This is a genomic window from Paenibacillus sp. MAH-35 (assembly GCF_058135425.1).
In genome coordinates, this window is the sequence record NZ_JBYUPU010000020.1 from 34,679 (window position 1) to 52,189 (window position 17,511).

General features: G+C 57.4%; 9 protein-coding genes. 5 read left to right on the plus strand and 4 right to left on the minus strand.

Annotated elements, in window-relative coordinates; all coding sequences use genetic code 11:
• The first annotated feature begins 37 nt into the window (after positions 1 to 37).
• Positions 38 to 1,225, plus strand: a complete 1,188-nt coding sequence (locus AC3Y2E_RS20430; RefSeq protein WP_379213692.1) for a VWA domain-containing protein — start codon at positions 38 to 40, stop codon at positions 1,223 to 1,225.
• 630 nt (positions 1,226 to 1,855) lie between these two features.
• Here AC3Y2E_RS20430 and AC3Y2E_RS20435 read toward each other — a convergent pair.
• A complete protein-coding gene (locus AC3Y2E_RS20435; protein WP_379213587.1) occupies positions 1,856 to 4,261 on the minus strand; it encodes a helix-turn-helix domain-containing protein in 2,406 nt (801 codons plus the stop codon).
• A gap of 377 nt (positions 4,262 to 4,638) precedes the next feature.
• Between AC3Y2E_RS20435 and AC3Y2E_RS20440 the strand changes: the two genes are divergently transcribed.
• From AC3Y2E_RS20440 to AC3Y2E_RS20455, 4 genes are all read left to right on the plus strand, one after another.
• A complete protein-coding gene (locus AC3Y2E_RS20440; protein ID WP_379213589.1) occupies positions 4,639 to 6,633 on the plus strand; it encodes an extracellular solute-binding protein in 1,995 nt (664 codons plus the stop codon).
• Between the two features lie 19 nt (positions 6,634 to 6,652).
• A complete protein-coding gene (locus tag AC3Y2E_RS20445; protein ID WP_379213591.1) occupies positions 6,653 to 7,996 on the plus strand; it encodes an ABC transporter substrate-binding protein in 1,344 nt (447 codons plus the stop codon).
• Between the two features lie 164 nt (positions 7,997 to 8,160).
• The gene (locus AC3Y2E_RS20450; RefSeq protein WP_379213593.1) at positions 8,161 to 10,227 is read left to right on the plus strand and encodes a beta-galactosidase trimerization domain-containing protein; all 2,067 of its coding nucleotides are present in this window, start codon (positions 8,161 to 8,163) and stop codon (positions 10,225 to 10,227) included.
• Positions 10,228 to 10,295: 68 nt separating this feature from the next.
• Entirely contained in the window at positions 10,296 to 12,026 is a 1,731-nt protein-coding gene (locus AC3Y2E_RS20455; RefSeq protein ID WP_379213595.1) for a putative phage tail protein, read from the plus strand.
• A gap of 693 nt (positions 12,027 to 12,719) precedes the next feature.
• On the opposite strand, the gene AC3Y2E_RS20460 is transcribed toward AC3Y2E_RS20455, so the two are convergent.
• From AC3Y2E_RS20460 to AC3Y2E_RS20470, 3 genes are all read right to left on the minus strand, one after another.
• The gene (locus AC3Y2E_RS20460; RefSeq protein ID WP_379213597.1) at positions 12,720 to 14,855 is read right to left on the minus strand and encodes a beta-galactosidase trimerization domain-containing protein; all 2,136 of its coding nucleotides are present in this window, start codon (positions 14,853 to 14,855) and stop codon (positions 12,720 to 12,722) included.
• A 665-nt stretch (positions 14,856 to 15,520) separates the two neighbouring features.
• Positions 15,521 to 16,840: an ABC transporter substrate-binding protein gene (locus AC3Y2E_RS20465; RefSeq protein ID WP_379213600.1), complete on the minus strand. Its 1,320-nt coding sequence runs from the start codon at positions 16,838 to 16,840 to the stop codon at positions 15,521 to 15,523.
• Between the two features lie 332 nt (positions 16,841 to 17,172).
• Positions 17,173 to 17,511, minus strand: a 339-nt coding sequence (locus tag AC3Y2E_RS20470; RefSeq protein WP_379213602.1) for a hypothetical protein, incomplete at its 5' end; no start/stop codon positions are given.

Sequence of the window (17,511 nt, forward strand, 5' to 3'; positions counted from 1 at the left end):
GGATAACGGCTCCTCCTCGAAGACAGGCGAGCCCGAACTGGAGCATTTGCGGCGCTGGCGGCTTATTTTGGGACGCGAATCGGAGGAGAAGCTTAGCGGCTTTGCACAGGGTGCGGGGCTGCTCGATGAGGAAGCCGGCATGATGGACGAGGCGCTGGCGGCGATTTACGACGATACGGCCGGAGACGGTTCGGGGGGCGGCCCGTCCGGGCGTAGATCCGCCGGACTGGGCTCCTCCTCGCCCAGGCTCGCCAAATGGCTCGGCGACATCCGCACCTTTTTCCCGTCGGACGTCGTGTCGGTCATCCAGGCTGACGCGATTGAGCGTAAAGGGCTAAAGGAGCTGCTGTTCGAGCCGGAGACGTTATCCCAGGTGAAGCCGGATTTGCGCATGGTCGCGACGCTGATGTCGCTGCGGGGCAGAATCCCGGAGAAGACGAAGGATACGGCGCGCCAGCTTGTCCGGACGGTCGTCGAGGAGATCAAGAAGCGGCTCGAGAGCGACCTTCGCAGCGCTGTGACAGGCGCTCTGAACCGCCGCAGGCATTCGCCGCTTCCGTCGATCAGCAGCATGGACTGGAAGGCGACGATCCGGCGCAACCTGAAGCATTACGATACGGAGAGCCGCAGGCTTATTCCGGAAAAGTTTTATTTCTTCGACCGGGCCAGACGGAGCAAGGAGTGGACGGTCATTCTCGATATCGACCAGAGCGGCTCGATGGCCGACTCGGTCATCTATGCCTCGGTCATCGGCTCGATCTTCGCCAGCCTTCCGTCGCTCGACACGCGAGTCGTGGCGTTCGATACGGAAGTTGTCGACCTGAGCGAGCAGTGCGCGCACGACCCGGTCGATATGCTGTTTGGCATCCAGCTCGGCGGCGGGACCGATATTAACAAATCGGTCGAATATTGCGAGCAGTTCGTCACGGAGCCGAAGAAGACGCTGTTCATCGTCATCTCCGACCTGTACGAGGGAGGCAATCAGGCGGCGCTGCTGCGGCGTATGGAGGCGCTTCGGCAGGCGGGTGTAACGGTGTTGTGCCTGTTGGCCCTGTCCGACAACGGCAACCCTTCGTATGACGAGAACGTGGCGCGCAAGCTGGCCGGCTTCGGCATCCCTTGCTTCGGCTGCACGCCCGACCGTCTCCCCGAGCTGATCGAGGGGGCGCTGAAGGGCAAGGACCTGCAGGCGCTGGCCGCCGACGTCGGCGCGAAGGGCACGTGAGCGGGGACGGGGTAAGCGGGGGCTGAAGCAGGGGGTTGGAGAGGCGGGAGCGGCAAGGCCCGGCGGCGGGCTCGCCCCTGGCGCAAGGCGCGGATGGCCGTGGCACGTCGCCCAGGAGAGCACGCTTGCTCTGCTTAGCAAACGGCTAGGCGAGTCATGGCGAGCCTAGCCGCCCGGCTGAATTAGCCGGGACAACCGGCAGCTCCCCATTCCCCTCCGTGGCAACGTAAGCTGCTCAATAAGAGCGGTTTGCGACCGTTATTTTCGAAGAAATCCGGTGATTTGCACAAATAGGAGATGTTTGGAACTCTTATTTTAGCGAATCGCCGGTTTTTTGCTATATGTGCTAAGAATAACGGTCCCAAACAACCCTTATTTGGTCCGGACTGCCGAACTATGAGAATATAAGAGTCGCAAAAGACTGCTATTTTGTTTAACCTGCTCGGCCCATCCCCGCCCCGTCGGTTTTTTGCTATATATGCTAAAAATAACGGTCCCAAACATCCCTTATTTAGTCTGGACTGTCGAACTATGAGAATATCAGAGCTGCGAAAGACCGTTAGTTTGTTTAAACCCGTCCGGCAGTCCGTCCGGACGCCAGTGCGTACATGCAAGGTGCCAAGTCCCCGGCTACCCCTCCGCCGCCATCCGCCGTTCCCGCCGGTATTCGAGCGGCGTAAGTCCGGTCAGCTTGCGGAACATGCGGGTGAAGGAGTTCGCGTTTTGGTAGCCGACCAGCGAGGCGACCTCGTTAATTTTGCAGTCGGTTGCCTCGAGCATCTCTTTCGCTTTATTGACGCGAACGTCGTTCAGCAGGTCGGTGAACGTGACGCCGCTGCGGCTTTTGATATAGTTGCACATATACCCGGCGGAGATGTTCAGCTTGCCGGCGACGGTCTCCTGCTGAATATCTTCCCCATAATGGGATTCGACGTAACGGCGAATGAAGTCGAGGATCGGGTCGGTCTCGGACAATTTGCTCTCGATCAGCGCTGCGGCCCGGCGGGTCCACGTATCCAGAAAATCGGCATATTCTTCGGCGGTTCCCAGATCTCTGGCTAACTCGTATATGGGAGTTTCCCCGTGCCATTCCACCGGATCGATTCTCTGCGCGGTAAGCGCCATCAGCAGCTTGGAGACGATCTCCTGCGCGAACTGCCGGTATTGCCACGCCGTGGCGCCGGCTTTGCCCATACGGTGCATCATTCTCCGGACAAGCTCCACGGCGGCGGACGCATGACCGGACTGAAGCGAAGCGGCGAACTCGCGCTCCTCGGCGGGGTTGAAATGAAGGTTGTCCCGCACCGGATGTTTCTCCCGTACAATCTGCGTGAGCGGTTCCAACCGCCGCTGGCGCAGCAGCTCCATCCCGTCCTCGTAAGCGGCGGTGAATTCGCTTGCGCTTCGCAAGGACGGATTAAAGGCGACCGTCAAATAATAAAAGCCGCCATCCCGGTCGAACACCTGCTTCATACGGGCAAGCTGGTCCATCAGCTCGACGCATAAGCCGAAACCGTCTGCGCCGTCCCCCCTGTCGCGCTTGCTGCCGGCCACTTCGGTCTCCCGACCCGAATTCTCCTCATACACGTCCGGCGTCGATTCGCCGTAGCTGCCCGCCGTCTCCGCGAACACGATCGCAAACAGCAGATCTTTCTCGCTCTGGGCGGTAATCGCCCCGGGGAACCGCTGCTGCATGCTCAGATTAATAAACTCCACAATATACCCCGTCAACTGCTGATCGCCGATGCCGAGCTCGCGGAAACGCCGGGTCCGTTCGATTTGAAACAGGATGAAATAAAACGGTTTGGACGTATCGACCAGCGAGCGGACATCCTTGTGGTTGACGTTTATTCGTTTGACGAGGTCCAAATAGCCATATTTCTCAAGCATTTTCGTCTTCTGGTGCAAATCGTCGCGAATCCGGTTCCCGGAAGCGATCAGATCCTGGAGGCGGTCGCCGATCAGCTTGAATTCGGAGATCGTACTGCGCAGCAGGATGTCCGGGCTGCTTCGCTGCAGCGAATGGACGAGCTTCTGGATCGGCTGCTTGAACTTAAAGCTTAAAATGACGGAGAGAAGAAAGCTCACCAGAACGGACAAGACGAGCAGCACGAGCCATACGGTATTCAACCGATGCAGCTGGGCCGTAATCTGTTCGTTCGGGACGAAATTGACGTATGACAGGCCGGTAGCTTGCCCATGGATTTGGAATATATAGTTGCCGCTTTCGGTAAAATAACCGCCGTCCGTCCCCATACCCGTTCCCGTTCCCGTTTGCGGAAGAGAGGTTGCGTTGGCAGCGTTTACAACGGAGGCCGGGTCGGAACTGTAAAGCAGCCGGCCGTTTGGGCCGGAGATTTGGAACACGTCGCTGCCTGACAGCGAATAGCTTCGAGACAGCGCCTCCGCATCCAGCAGCACGCCGATGTAGAAGGTTTGGTTGATCTTATGTTTAAAGATGATGGGGAAGTACAAGCCCGTCTGCTCATGCGAGCCGTCCAACTGCTCCTTATCGAAACGGACGGCAGGAAAGATGCGGCTCCGGTACGGCTCGCGGAAAGGCTCCGACCAGAAAGCTTCGCCGTAATCGGAATGCATGTATTGACGCATATAGAAGTCCTTCGCCGGCACAAGACCGGTCTTGTCGATCAGCAAGTCCTTGTCCTGAAACGCAATGAACACATTATGCACATACAGATTGTTGGAGGCGGAGGAAAGCTTGGCGAATTCTTCGCGCAACGCGTTTACTGCATTAAAATATCCGTACTTGTCGGCTTCGCCGGTAATGGCCGCGAACCTGGAGCTGTTCAGAAAGGGGGCGACGGCCTCCTCCAGCTTGCGGAAATGGTCCTCGTATTTGGCTACGGAATAGTTCATCCGCAGGTCCGTGTTTTTAACGATTTCTGAACGGATGCTGCCGATAAAGATGTTGGAAGCGAACATATGGAACAGAAACGGAACCGACCCGACGATCAGGAAGGCGAGCAGCAGTTTGGTAAAAAAAGAATGGCGGTGTGCTTTCCAGCCGGATGCCATGACCGATCCCCCTATCCGAAGCTTTGTATGCAGATGCAGCGAGTTTAATCCCAGGTAAAGTGCCGATCTGTCGCGGAGCGCACATTCGCGAACCGAGAAGGGAAGGGGCTCCGTAACATTCGGACGTCCCAATGGGAAACCTCTCATTCAAACCGTTATTCTTATTATATAAAACATTATATATAATTTGAATATCAATTATGGTACGATCTTCTCAAATTCATTATTTATTCCCCGATTCACTTTTGTTCGTCTTTTCCCAAACCGGGTGCGAAATGTGGAAACTTGCGGCTTCCGAATCCGGCCGGCATCGGCTAATCTACAGGTGCCGGCAAACGGGTTTCGGGAGGGGATGGGCACAGAAGAGGAGACAGCAGATGATGCGGAAAAACAGACACGGCTCTTATGTCAGCAGAACGGCTGACAACCCAGGTACTGGTGTAAACAACAGCCGCACAGCTACAAGCACACTCGGCCCAACAACCGGCCAGACGCTTAGCAGCACCGCTGAAAATGTGGTCAGCTGTGCGGGCGGCCTGACGGTCATCCATACGGCTGACAACATGACCAATAATATCGTCCCGGACTCACACGAGAAACGGATGACGGTAAAAACCTCCGCCGCCCGCACCAAGTCGTGCTTATTCCGACACGGGCGTGCCGTACCCAAGCCGTATATCCGGCTTGTATCGCGCCTGCTGCTGCTGGCGTTCCTGTTAAGCGCCTGCGAGCCGGTTCCGGAGCGGAACGTGATGCCGTCGGCAGCCGGTAGTGCCGGCGACGGCCATGCTCCTGCGGCTTTACCGGCGACGGAAGCGGTATGGAGCGGCGAAGGCCATGATAACATGAAGTACGACCCTCCGATTACGCTGCGAACGATCCGGGTCAACGAGCCGGGGGTGCGGTTTGCGCCGGGTGATTCCTTCAATAACAATCCGTGGACGCGCGCTTATGAGCAGCGGCTCGGCATCCGGATCGAGACGCTCTGGTCCGACGACAGCAACCAGTATAACCGGAAGCTGGATCTGATGATCGCCTCCGGGGATATCCCCGATCTGTTCCGGGTGAACGCCGCCCAGCTGCAGCAGTTGGCCGAGAACGGGCTGATTGCGGATTTAACGGATGTGTACGCCGCTCATGTGTCCGAACGGACCCGTAAGCTGCTGGACGACCGGGGTCCGGATGCGCTCCGGCTGGGTACGATCGGCGGGAGGCTGATGGCCATCCCGTGGACGAGCACGCTTTCCGAAGCCGCGCAGGTGCTTCACGTCAGGACGGATTGGTTGAGAAAGTTGAATTTGCCGGAACCGGGATCGATCGCCGATGTGATGGATATTAGCGCGGCCTTTACGTCCCGCGATCCGGACGGCAACGGCATTCACGATACGTACGGGCTGGCGATGGACCGGAATTTCAACCTGGCGGCCGGTTTTTTCAATGGCTTCCATGCGTACCGGAATTTATGGATCGAGGCGGGCGAGGGGCTGGCCTACGGGACGGTGCAGCCGGAGATGAAGCGGGCGCTCGCCGGTTTGCGGGAGCTATACGCATCCGGACAGATCGACCCGGACTTCGGCGTCAAGGATGAGCTGAACGTATTCGAATCCGTCGTGGACGGGAAGATCGGGATGTTTTACGCCTCTCCGTTCGCCGGTTCGTATCCGCTGCATCAGGCCAAGAAACGGGACCCGGCCATGGAATGGAAGGCGTACCCGCTGCCATCGATCGACGATACGAAAGCGCGTCCGCAGGTTCCTTTGGATGTAAGCGGTTACTGGGTCGTCAGCAAGGAAGTGAAGCGCCCGGAGGCGATACTGCGGCTGCTCGATTTCTGGATCGAGACTTATTACGAGAACAACTCCGAGCAAGCATACTACGAATTTAATCAATCCAGAGAGAACAATCCGGTATGGAAAACGGCTCTGGTGTCCCTGACCAAGCAGTATAAAAATGTGGACGAAAGCCTCCGGATTATCGAGGCGATGGAGACGAACGACCGCTCCAAGCTTACTCCCGAAGATAAAGGAGTGCTGCAGCGCATCGAAGCGTACCGAAGAAACGGCGAGACTGACGGCTGGATGTGGGACTATATGTTCAGCAAAGGCGGGTCGTTGTCGGTGGCGGAGTATTATCGCAAGCAAGATTTGTACAAGCGCGAGCGGCTCGTGTCGCTCCCCCTGCCGGTCACTCAGCGAAGAAGCGAAGCGCTCGGCAAGCTGCAGTCGGAGACATTTATGAAAATCGTGCTGGGGCTGCAGCCGGTCGAGACGTTCGAACGGTTCGTCGAGTTGTGGGAGACGATCGGCGGCCGGGAGATGACGGACGAGGTGAACGAATGGTACCGGGAGCGCGGCAACCCATCAACCGAGTAACGTCAAGGGGGATATACGAATGGCTCAGAAGAAGCTGGCTTTGATCAGTATGGTGGCGGCGATTGCCGTGGTGGCCGGATGCGGCGGGACAGGCGGCGGCAGCGGTACGGGCGGTGGCACTGCGGAAGGGAACGCGGACAAAGAGGCGGCAGGACAACCCGCGCCTAAGCCCGCACAGCCGATCGAGCTCGTCATCCACTCCAATTCCGGAGATAACGAAGACATGTTTAACGGGCAGTACGGCAACGCGCTCCGCAAAAAATTTCCCGACTACACGATCAAATATATTCCGCACAGTCAAGGAAAAACGCTGAACGAGCTGCTGGCTCAGAAGCAGCAAATCGATATTATGTACCAGTCGATCGCCTATTACCCGCAGTTGTCGGAAACGGTCGGTCTCCAATACGATATGAGCGAGCTGGTCAAAAAACACGGAGTCAATCTGGGGGCGTTCCAGCAAACGCTGATCGACGGCATCCGCAGCTCCGGAGGAGGGAAGCTGCACGCGCTGCCGGTCACCAATACGGTGCAGGTGTTGTATTACAACAAGGGGCTGTTCGACAAGTTCGGGGTGTCTTATCCGAAGGACGGGATGTTCTGGGACGAGACGCTGGAACTGGCCAAGAAGCTGACGCGCAAAGAGGATAAGCAGTACGTCGGATTCGCCGCTTCGGCTCCGCATCTGCTGGGCAACAACCAGCTCTCGCAGCCTTATCTGGACGCCGCGGACAAAGCGACGTTCCAGACCGACGTCTGGAAAAAGATGATCTCGGCTTATTTCCTGGACCCGGGGGCCGATCAAGGCTACAAAGACCGTGTGACGGCGTTGAAGGCCGTCCCGTACCGGCTGGAGCTGACGAACAGCCAGGAGCTGGCGATGTTTGCCTTCCATTCGCAATTTCCGTTTGCGGTGCCGAAGGACATGGAGAAAATCGATTGGGATCTCGTCTCGCTTCCGACCTTTCGGGATAAGCCCGGCGTGGGATCGCAGATGGCGCCGTTCGTGTTCGGCATCACGTCGATTTCCCCGAATAAAGACGCGGCCATGGAGGTCATCAAATATTTGGTGTCTGCGGAACAGCAGATGAACTTCTCCAAGCAGGGCATTATGCCGGTAATCGAGGACGAGAGCATCAAGAAAGCGTATGCCTCGGAATCCGCCTTTAAGGATAAAAACTGGAAGGCGATTTTCCACAACAAGCCGGCCCCGATCGCCGCCAAATCGAAATACCAGCTGTCCGTGGAAGGGATACTGACGAAGCGGATTCCCGATATCGTCAAAGGGACGGTCGATCTGAACACGGCGCTGCGCGAAGCGGCGGAAGAAGCGGATAAGGCGGTCGCGGAGGCGAAGCGAAACTAACCGCGCCGACTACCGAGGGAAGTCCCGGCGCCGGCCGGGACGATCCCGATCGGCTGTGCGTAACCAAAGCCGCGGCCAGCGGCCGAATAACGGGTGTGCCACAGCAACGTTCCGGTCCATCAGGACGAATGAACGAATCCGAAAGAAACAGGAGCTGACCAATAATGAGCTTGTATCGCACAACACTTCGAAGAGGGCTGCTTGATTTCCATATCGGGGAGGCCGTGCCGGAGATCGCCTTCGACGTTCCGCGTTATATGCGGGAGATGGCCGAGGCCGGGATGCAGACGCTGACGTTCATGACCAAGGACGCGTTCGGAACTTCCTACTACGACACCCGAATCGGCAAAAAAAACGCGAAGCTGGCGGGCAAAGACTTGCTGGAGGAAGCGGTAACGGAGGCGCACCGGAACGGCATTCGTCTGATCGCTTATTACAATGTCGGACTGAACAGCTACGTCGCGGGCGCCAATCCCGACTACCGGCAGCGGGATAAGGACGGCGCGCCGGTCACGAACGCATTCGGCTTCTACGATCTGCTCTGCCTGAATTCCCCGTACCGGGATTACGTGGCCGCACAGCTGTCGGAGATTGCCGAGCGTTATACGGTGGACGGCTTTTTCTTCGATATTACGTACGTCTGGCCGTCTTCCTGCCACTGCGACTACTGCCGCAAATGGTATGTGGAGAAATATGGGCAAACGCCGCCCGTCTCGCCGCCTCCGGGCTCGGCCGACCTGCGTAGATGGCAGCAGTTCCAGCGGGATATTCGCGCCGACTTTTTGCGGTTTATAACCGGAAGGCTGAAGAAGCTGAATCCGGATCTGGAGATCGGCTGGAATCATGCCGGGGACCTGGCGTTTGCGCATATGGAGCCGGATGAGCGGGCGGATTATTTAACCTCCGAATTTCATCCGCCGATTTATTTGTACGGCAGCCTGCTAGCCAAGTGGAAGCGGACGAAAGGCAAACCGTTCGAGCTGATGATGCCAAGCGAGATGGGGAGCTGGGGGGAGTGGACGCTCGCCCCGGCGGCGACGCTGAAGGCGGCAGCGGCGATTACGGTATCGGGCGGCGGCTCGATCAGCTTCGGCCACGTGCCGCTTCCGTCGGGCGCGCTCAAGGGGGCGCTTCCTTCGCCGGTCGTAGAGGCGATCAAGGAGGCGAACGATTTTATCCGCGAGCGGGAGGAGTGGCTGCTTGGAGCGTCCAGCGTCCCTGACGTGGCGGTGCTGCACGGCGTTCATAACCGGCGCATGTTCGAAAGCACGTCGCTGCCGAATCACGCGGACGACGCGCTGAACGGGATCAACCGGATGCTGATCGAAGGGAACGTCCACTTCGACGTGTTGTCGGAGCGAGATCTGGTGAAGCAGCTCGGCGGATATGCCGTCCTCGCGATGCCGGACCAGGCGTACGTGTCCCCGGAGGTCGAGGAGGCGGTTCGCGAGTTCGTTCGCGGCGGGGGCTTATTGATCGCTACGCACCGGACATCTCTTTACACCGAAGAAGGGGTGCGTAAAGCGAACTTCGGACTGGCGGATGTGTTCGGCGTAGACTTCGACGATACGTCGAGGTACAGCGTTAATTATATGGCCGATTTCGATAAGGACGTGTTCGGCAGCGTTCCGGATATGCCGGTGCTCGTGAAAGGGACGAATACGCCGGTGCTGCGGGTGCGGCCGTCTGCGGAGGCAAGGGTGCTCTCTGTGTATATGGAACCTGCCATGGAGACGAAGACGCATCGGCACGTGTACCATCAGCATGCTCATCCGGCGATCCGGACGGACGATCCGGCGATTACGCTGTATTCTTACGGCAAAGGCGCATGCCTGTACCTATCCGCACCAGTCGAGGCGTCGTATTGGAAGACGGGCTCTCCATGGCTGCGCCGGATCTACATGGACGGCTACAAGCTGCTTCGTCCGGATCCGCTGATCGAGGTCGACGCGCCGATCGGGGTGGAGGTTAATCTGATGCGCCAGGCTTCGCGATGGATCGTGCATCTCGTACAGGTGCGCGAGGAGAAGGCGGCGGGCTCGAAAACGTTTATGGAGGAAATATGGCCGCTTCACAACATTAAGGTGCGCATCCGGGCCAAGCCAGCGCGGCTTTATTTGGCGCCGCAGCTGGAGCCGCTTCCCTTCGCCGAAGAGGGGGACGGCATCGTATTTACGATACCGGTGCTGGAGCTGCACGCGATGGCTGTGTTGGAGGATGTGCAAGGGTAGGGAGCGAACGGCAGCGCCGGTAATGACGGGCGGAGCCCAGAGAGATTCATAATCCGGGAGGGAACTATATGGATCGTTTAAATAGGGAAGAGTCAGGCGCACCGGCAAGCCCGAAACGCCCGTTAAGCCGCAGAAAGCTGCTCGCCGCGATGGGGATGGCCGGTGTGGCGCTGGCCGCAGCCGGAATTCCGAGCGAACCATCCGCCGAAGCGAAAGGCAAAAAAAGCGACGAAGATTGCGTCATCGCCGTTCCTTCCGTGACAGACCTGCTCGTCCTGGACACGAGCTCGCTGCCCGACGGCCAGATTGTCCGGGTATTGTCCGTTTTTGCGACGCATCCCGGCGGGGCTTCCGCCCTTTCCTTGCCGGCGGACGTGAACGGCGGCGGGGAGTTTGTGTGGAAGGCGTCCGAGCCCAAGTCGGGCCATAACGGCGGAGTCGTCATCAGCCCTACCGTTCCGTGGAACGGGACGGTGGCTAATCTGCCCGCCTTCCTGGCGGGAACGGGCGAGACGAGCCCGACCGGGCTGGGCTGCTGGCTAAGGGCGTCCGGAGGCGCGGTTAACCCGACCTGGTTCGGGGCCATTATGGATGGCTCGACCGATAACGGCGTACCGCTGACCCAGGCGATCGCCTATGCGGTTGCCAGCGGCCGACGGTCGATCGTACTGCCTAAGGGCGTCTGCGCCACATCGGCCAGCCCGAACTGGGGCTACTCGTACTTGTCGGTCAGAGGAGCGGGCAAGCACGACACGGTTCTGAAGTATACCGGATCGGGGAGGGCTTTTGTCGCAGACGGGAGTCCGTTCGGTCCGTCGGTCATCTACGGGATAACGGTCGAGAACTTGACGATCGAAGGCAACCCGGCGATCACCGATTTATTGTTTACAGAGAACGCTTCGCATCTGGTCGTCCGGAACGTGAACCTGCGCGAGGCGAATTCGGCGACGGGCACGGCGCTGAAGCTGAATTGGACGGTGGCCAGCGTGTTCGAGAGCGTCACCTGCTCGGTGAACGAGCAGCCGATGACGAGCAAGCCGTACACAGGCATTCATATCGGCAAATCGCCGTCGCGCAACCTGCGCTCGACCTGCAATACGTTCATCAACCCGATTATCGAAGGGTTGACCGGGATCGGCATCCGCATCGCGGACGGGGACCAGAACACGTTTGTCGGCGGCACCTCGGAAGCGATCGGCATCCACGGCGTAGTCGTCGCGCCGGGCTGCAGATTTAATTCGTTTACCGGGCTCGGCTTCGAGGGCAACGGAACCGATGACTTGATGGATCAGGGCGAATTTACGAAGCTGATCAATTGTTATTCGGCGAAAAAGCTGCACTTTGCCGTCGGCTCGCTGAATGCCGAGGTGAGCGGGGGGCTGCATGAGCGTATCCAGACCGACGCGGGGGCCCGCCGTACCCGGATTGAGAAATTAACCGTCAACTACTGGAACACGTCGGCGGGCGGGGTGTTCGACAACGGGGCGGACTCGACGATCCGCGATATTTTCGACCACGATACGAGCCAGTTTATAACGCTTCCCAAGCCGAGAACCGGCATAACGGTCGGGGCGTCGCCGTTTACGTATGCGAATAGCGCAGGCCATCTGCAGCAAGTGGCTGTACGAGGCGGGACGGTGACGCTGGTGCAGTTCAAGCGCGGAGGAGACCAGACGGTTGTGGGCGGCGGCGCGTCCGGACTTCCGGTCAACAACTTGTACGCCCTGATGCCGGGTGACGAGCTGATCGTATCGCATTCCGCTGCACCGGAGATATTTGCGATTCCGCTGGGCGTTTGAATTTGCCACTGGTTGGCGGGAGTTGCGCCGGCACTGAATTGTGTGTAGTTCAGCGTCGTGCGCAGTCTGGCGCCGTGTGTAGTTCAGCGCTGCGTGCAGACTGGCGCCCAGCGCGCGGTGATTTGCCGCATGACGGCGGGCGGTCCGCCGCGTGCCTGATTGCGGGCGGCGGACTGCCGTCCCTTTTGAAACGGCGATAGACGCACCGCGGTACTCTGAACCAAGCAAAGCTCCCGCCTGGGTATCATCTAATCTAAAATGTCTTAGAGTGGCCGTGGAGTAGGGGCATCCATAGAAGTAGCGGAAGAAAAACTTCCGTTATTTCCGCGATGTACGTAACTTTCACGCTGTAGCGGAAGTATGGCTTCCGTTATTTCGACTTAGTAAGGGGATATAGGCGGTTTTCCTGGAAATAGCGGAACCAATAGTTCCGTTACATGATTATTTCCTGCTGCCAGAAACAAATAGCGGAAGTTTTATTTCCGGTAGAACTTCACAGGCAACAGCTGAAGCGGGTTTTTGCCGCATTTCTCCAAATGATGACTCTGCACAACGAGTGGCTAAAGTGAACGTTGCAGTTCCCTCCCATGGCGGGCGGAACGATTGGACTGGAGTTTCTCAAAGACGAAGCGGGCCGATGGCGGCCCGCTTGTTTCAGGTTATGCCCGAGGCGGTGACAAGAGATGCGGCTTGCTAGGGAGCGGCATCAGCCGATGGATGAGACTGGGCGATGGCCGCTGCTCCAGGGATTGTCCCGGTTTCCGTGGAATATTCCAGCAGCAGCATCAGGAATGTATCCAGCTTGGGCGCCGTGAAGGATACCGTACCGTTCTCGGCGGTGAAGCCGATCGGCTGTCCGTCAGGTACGGTTCGGAGACGAAGCGGACGTTTGGTGCCGATATGTAGTTGGATGCCGATCCCATGGACGGGAATGTTGGGTAATTGCTGCTGGAAGTTAAGCAGGTGAAGGCGGTACCGGTTTAGGTGCGCATCGTGAAAGAGGGTGATCTCCACACTCTTGGGCGCATCCGATTCATAATGGAAAGGCTTCGAGCGTAGAGAACGGATCAAGCCGGCGAATAGCTCACGCTGGCCTTGGTGCGGCGAGCTTTCGATGTCCCCCGCTGCGTACACGACTTGACCTTGCCCGCAGCGGTGGCGAGTAATCGCTGGCCAGGACGTCGGTTTCCCCGGCGGATTGCTGATGGCCGAAGCGAACGCGTCGACTCTTTGCGGATCGACGTAGGGAAGGGTGATGGTCGCTTCCAGCCGGGTGTCCTTCGCTGGCTCGACGAGCAGCTGTGTTCCTCTCAGCATGGCGGGATAGGCGGCATTGAACGGCTGCAAGCTGCAGGTGCTGTCCGGGGAAGGGGCGATATACGTGACCGTTTCTTCCGTTTCACCCTTCCAGGATACGCCGAACAGCTCGGACAGCTGAAAATTTCCCAACCGGACGCCGTCTTTGTTCATCAGCGACGTGCGTTTGCTGGCGTAGAGACTTCCTCCGTTCTGCACATACCGGGTGAACGCTTCCGTTTCCTCCTGGTCGAGCATCAGCACGTTCGGCAGGATGACAATCTGGCATTGCGACAGCTGCCGCAAATTTTTTTTCGTGAGTACGCCGTAAGGGATATTAGCGTCGCTAAGGGATTTTGCCGCACTGGTAGCTCTGTTCATGTAGGAATCCTCGCCGTCGTACGCCTCGATCGCGGATTCGAAATTAATATAGATGGCTGCGTCATAGCAGAATTCGGCGTTGTGATCGAGGAACGGCTCGAACGGCTCGAGCTCCTCGTACAAGCGGCCCATCATCTCGTAGACGCGGCGGTCCAGTGTCCCGGACGGGTCTATGGCGTCGATGAACAGGAAGGCGCCTTGATGCGCCAAGGCGGAAAACATCTGCGCGCGCAGCAGCTCGGCGGGTTTGGTCGTCGTATGATCGCTCAGATCGGGACAGCGGGAGGTCATAAATTCGAACGGCTTGTTCTCGCTTAACGCGTACAAAGCTTTGCAAGTAAACGACTGGTGCAGCGCATCCCCATAAAAATCCCCGCTGGCATAATCGCTGTTGCGGAAAGCGGCGTTGGTCATCCCGGTCCGCCAGCCGGTCGACCATGCCGAAAATTGATGGCCGAAGGAAGCGCCGGGACGCTTACGCCTTACGACGGCGGCCAGTTCGCCGATGAATTCCGCCAGCCAGGCTTCCCGGGTACGCTGGAATCGGACCCAGCCCGGATCGGCCCAATCGGCCTTGAGCGGCAGCTCGGCTCCGGTTTCTTCGCGGTATCGCCGCTTGCAGCCGGGGCAGTGACAGGGCGAATACGGCCAGAAGATCATGTCGATCCACATGCCGTCAAACGCGTAGCGGTCGCACAAATCTTCGATTTGCGCCAGCATGAACCCGCGGTAGGGCGTATTGAAGCAGCAGACGCCATAGCGGCCCTTGGTCCATAAATAGTCGGCCGTGCCTTTGCCTTCATCGGAGATGAACCGCCACTCGGGGTAGTTGTCGTAGGCCCACTTGGACCAAAAGTTGTAATACACGATCGCGTTGATTCCGCGCTCCCGGCAGCCTGCGACGATCTCGCCGAGCACGTCCCGGCCTTGGAGGCCTCCATGTATATGGCCGATGGGGGTCGGCCAGTAGCAGATGCCGAGGCAGGAGTCGGCATAGATCATAGCCGTGTCAACACGGGCGAGGGTCATCAGGTCTACGTAGACTTGCGGGTCCAGCTCCGACAAGAACCGTTCGTCCCAGTCGGGAATGTGCATATCGATCAGGCAGCGCCGGAAGCTGCTTTGGTACCACGGCATTTTTTGCAGGCTCATGGTTGGGCCTCCTTGTTTGGGTAAAGGGAGCAGCAGCCGGCGCGGGTTCGGGGCCGCCTCACCCGCGGCATGGCTCATGGCCTCGCTTCGACGCTTGGTTTACGGGAAGCGAAGGGTCTCCAGCATCCTTCGTTTGGCGGAACATCCTGATCCGGAGGGGACTGCCGTGCTGCATATTGTGAAGTTCGGCCGTTGTTCCTGAATGTGATGAGTATATGTAGCTTCGAGCCGCGAAGATGGTGAGTAGGGCAGGGTAGAGCAGAGCAGGGCAGGCCAGGCCAGGCTAGGCTAGAGTAGGGCAGGGCGTCGTGGCTCCAGCTAGTTCGTAGAATCCGATCTGCCTGAAATAAGAGCGATTAGCAGCTCTTAAATCGGCGTATCTGCCAAATTTGGAGAAATAAGAGCTTTTTGCAGCCTTTATTTCAGCGGTGTGAGGGCAAAATTGTACTTTCCGTCTGTAATAAAGGTCTCAATCATCCCTTATTTTGAAGTAATGACCCAATTTGTTGAAAATAAGAGTTGATAAAGACCGCTATGCCACCTCTCGAACGATCACGTCCGCCTACTTGCTGATTCGACTTCCTGCCCCATAGCTTCCAGGAGCGTCCTAGCGACTCCCCGCCCCTCTGTGCCGTTTCTCCCCCGGGCAACCGGGCTCACGGCACCTACTTCAGGAATGCTTTCGTATCCTGCTCCATCAGCTCGTTTGCTTCGCGCAGCGCTGTGTTGATGTCTTTGCCTTGGTGCAGCACCTCGTTAAACGCGGTGTTGATCCGAATGACCGGCAGGGTGGGGTAGTCGTAGACGAATGGTTGGATTACTTGCAGCTTGGCTTTGGTGAGTGCGGCTACATTTTTGTTTTGGAAGGCGGTGATCGCTTTGCCGAATTCGTTGTGGATGCTCGTGTCCTTCAGGACAGACATCTTCCCGTTGCGCGACCATTCCAACTGCACTTCATCCGACAGAACGACGGAGATGACCTGGAAGGCGGCGTCTTTGTTTTTGCTTTGCTGCGTGATCAGCATATTGTAGGTGTCTGCCCGCTGGCCGAAGCCCGGTGCTTTGTTGTTCGACGGATACGTGAACACGTTCCAGTTGAACGGGTTCGTCTCGCGCAGCTTCTGCAGCGTTCCCATATGGCCGAAGGCGATCGCTACCTGCCCGTCGAAGAACAACTGCTCGTAGTTCGTACCGGCCGGGGGCATCAGCGCTCCTTGCGTATCGTACAAGCTCTTCCACAGCGCCAGCACGCTTCGCCAATCTTCCGTGTCCAGCATCGCTTTTTTCTTTTCTTTGTCCAAATACGGCAATCCGAGCTGATACCCGCCCCACATCGCGTCGCCGGCCCACAGTCCGATATACTTCTTATCTCCTTCCTCTCTCGTGAGCTGTACAGCTTTCTTCTGAATCTCTTCCCACGTCATCTTGTCGGTCGGGTAGCTGACGGCGAATTTGTCGAATAGGTCGGCATTGTAAAATAAGCCGAAGGCGTTGTTGTAAAAGGGGAGCGATACCATGTAGTCAAGGCCGGTGGCGGTTTTCAGGGAGTCGATGAGTTCAGGCAGGAGGCGGTTTTTATCGAATTGATGCTTGCGGATCAGGTCATCCATGTTTTGGGTGACGCCCAGCCCGATTATTTTCATCAGCGCATACGGTGCGTCGACGAGGATGTCCGGAATGTTTTTGTTCACGACCATTTCTTCTACCGTTTGGGTTCCTTTCGGCATGTCGTTGGACCGGACTACGGTAATGTGCGGATATTTTTTCTTCACGGGGTCGGCTACGTACTTCTTCAGTTCCTCGTCCGTCAAAAAGAATGGATTCGCTCCGATCGTGACGGTCACTGGCTCAGTTTGGACGGCCGGTTTCGCGGGTTCTCCAGCGGCGGGCTCTTGAACGGTAGTGCCGGGAGATTTGCTGCAGCCGCTAAGGATCAACACGACGGATAAAGCGGAAAATAACAAAGGCAATGCCGATTTGCTCACTTCGATCACCTCATGATTATTTTGGTTAATCCGCTTGCTTGTTAGCGAAGTGCGATGTTGGCAGACAACCTTTACCTCTCTCTGGGTGGACCGCCCACATGCGGCCGGGCTCCGTCCACGGTGCGGACATGGTTCTCTCCGATGCGGAAATAAAACTGCGATTATCGGATGGCGGGGCGCGTTTGTTGCCGGATGGACTCCTCCTTTCCTGAGCGATGCAAAACCGTGCGGACATTTCCCGTTGCTTTTCTTATTTATATGTGTGAATAGGGGGAACAACTATCATTTATAGATTATATATAATATATTATATTTCCGCGTAGACTTGTCTGTCAATACAAATAAACGGATGATTTCACGTGAAACATATTGGGTGTTGAAGGGTAAATAGGTATTTTCTTGATGATAGGCAGGCGTTCCGTAATATGCAATGGACAAACCGGGGCGTGATTCCAAGACAAGTTCCAAGTCATAATGCCAGGACGCGATTTCAAGATATAGTCCAAGGCATAGTTCCAAAACGTAAACCCAAAACGTAAACCCAAAGCATAAACCCAAAGCATAAACCCAAAGCATAAACCCAAAGCATAAACCCAAAGCATAAACCCAAAGCATAAACCCAAAGCATAAACCCAAAGCATAAACCCAAAGCATAAACCCAAAGCATAAAC

What these genes read in the sequence shown, in the direction of transcription:
- AC3Y2E_RS20445 (WP_379213591.1), top strand. Translation starts at nt 6,653, where the DNA reads ATGGCTCAGAAGAAGCTGGCTTTGATCAGTATGGTGGCGGCGATTGCC.
- AC3Y2E_RS20440 (WP_379213589.1), top strand. Translation starts at nt 4,639, where the DNA reads ATGATGCGGAAAAACAGACACGGCTCTTATGTCAGCAGAACGGCTGAC.
- AC3Y2E_RS20455 (WP_379213595.1), top strand. Translation starts at nt 10,296, where the DNA reads ATGGATCGTTTAAATAGGGAAGAGTCAGGCGCACCGGCAAGCCCGAAA.
- AC3Y2E_RS20450 (WP_379213593.1), top strand. Translation starts at nt 8,161, where the DNA reads ATGAGCTTGTATCGCACAACACTTCGAAGAGGGCTGCTTGATTTCCAT.
- AC3Y2E_RS20460 (WP_379213597.1), bottom strand. Translation starts at nt 14,855, where the DNA reads ATGAGCCTGCAAAAAATGCCGTGGTACCAAAGCAGCTTCCGGCGCTGC.
- AC3Y2E_RS20435 (WP_379213587.1), bottom strand. Translation starts at nt 4,261, where the DNA reads ATGGCATCCGGCTGGAAAGCACACCGCCATTCTTTTTTTACCAAACTG.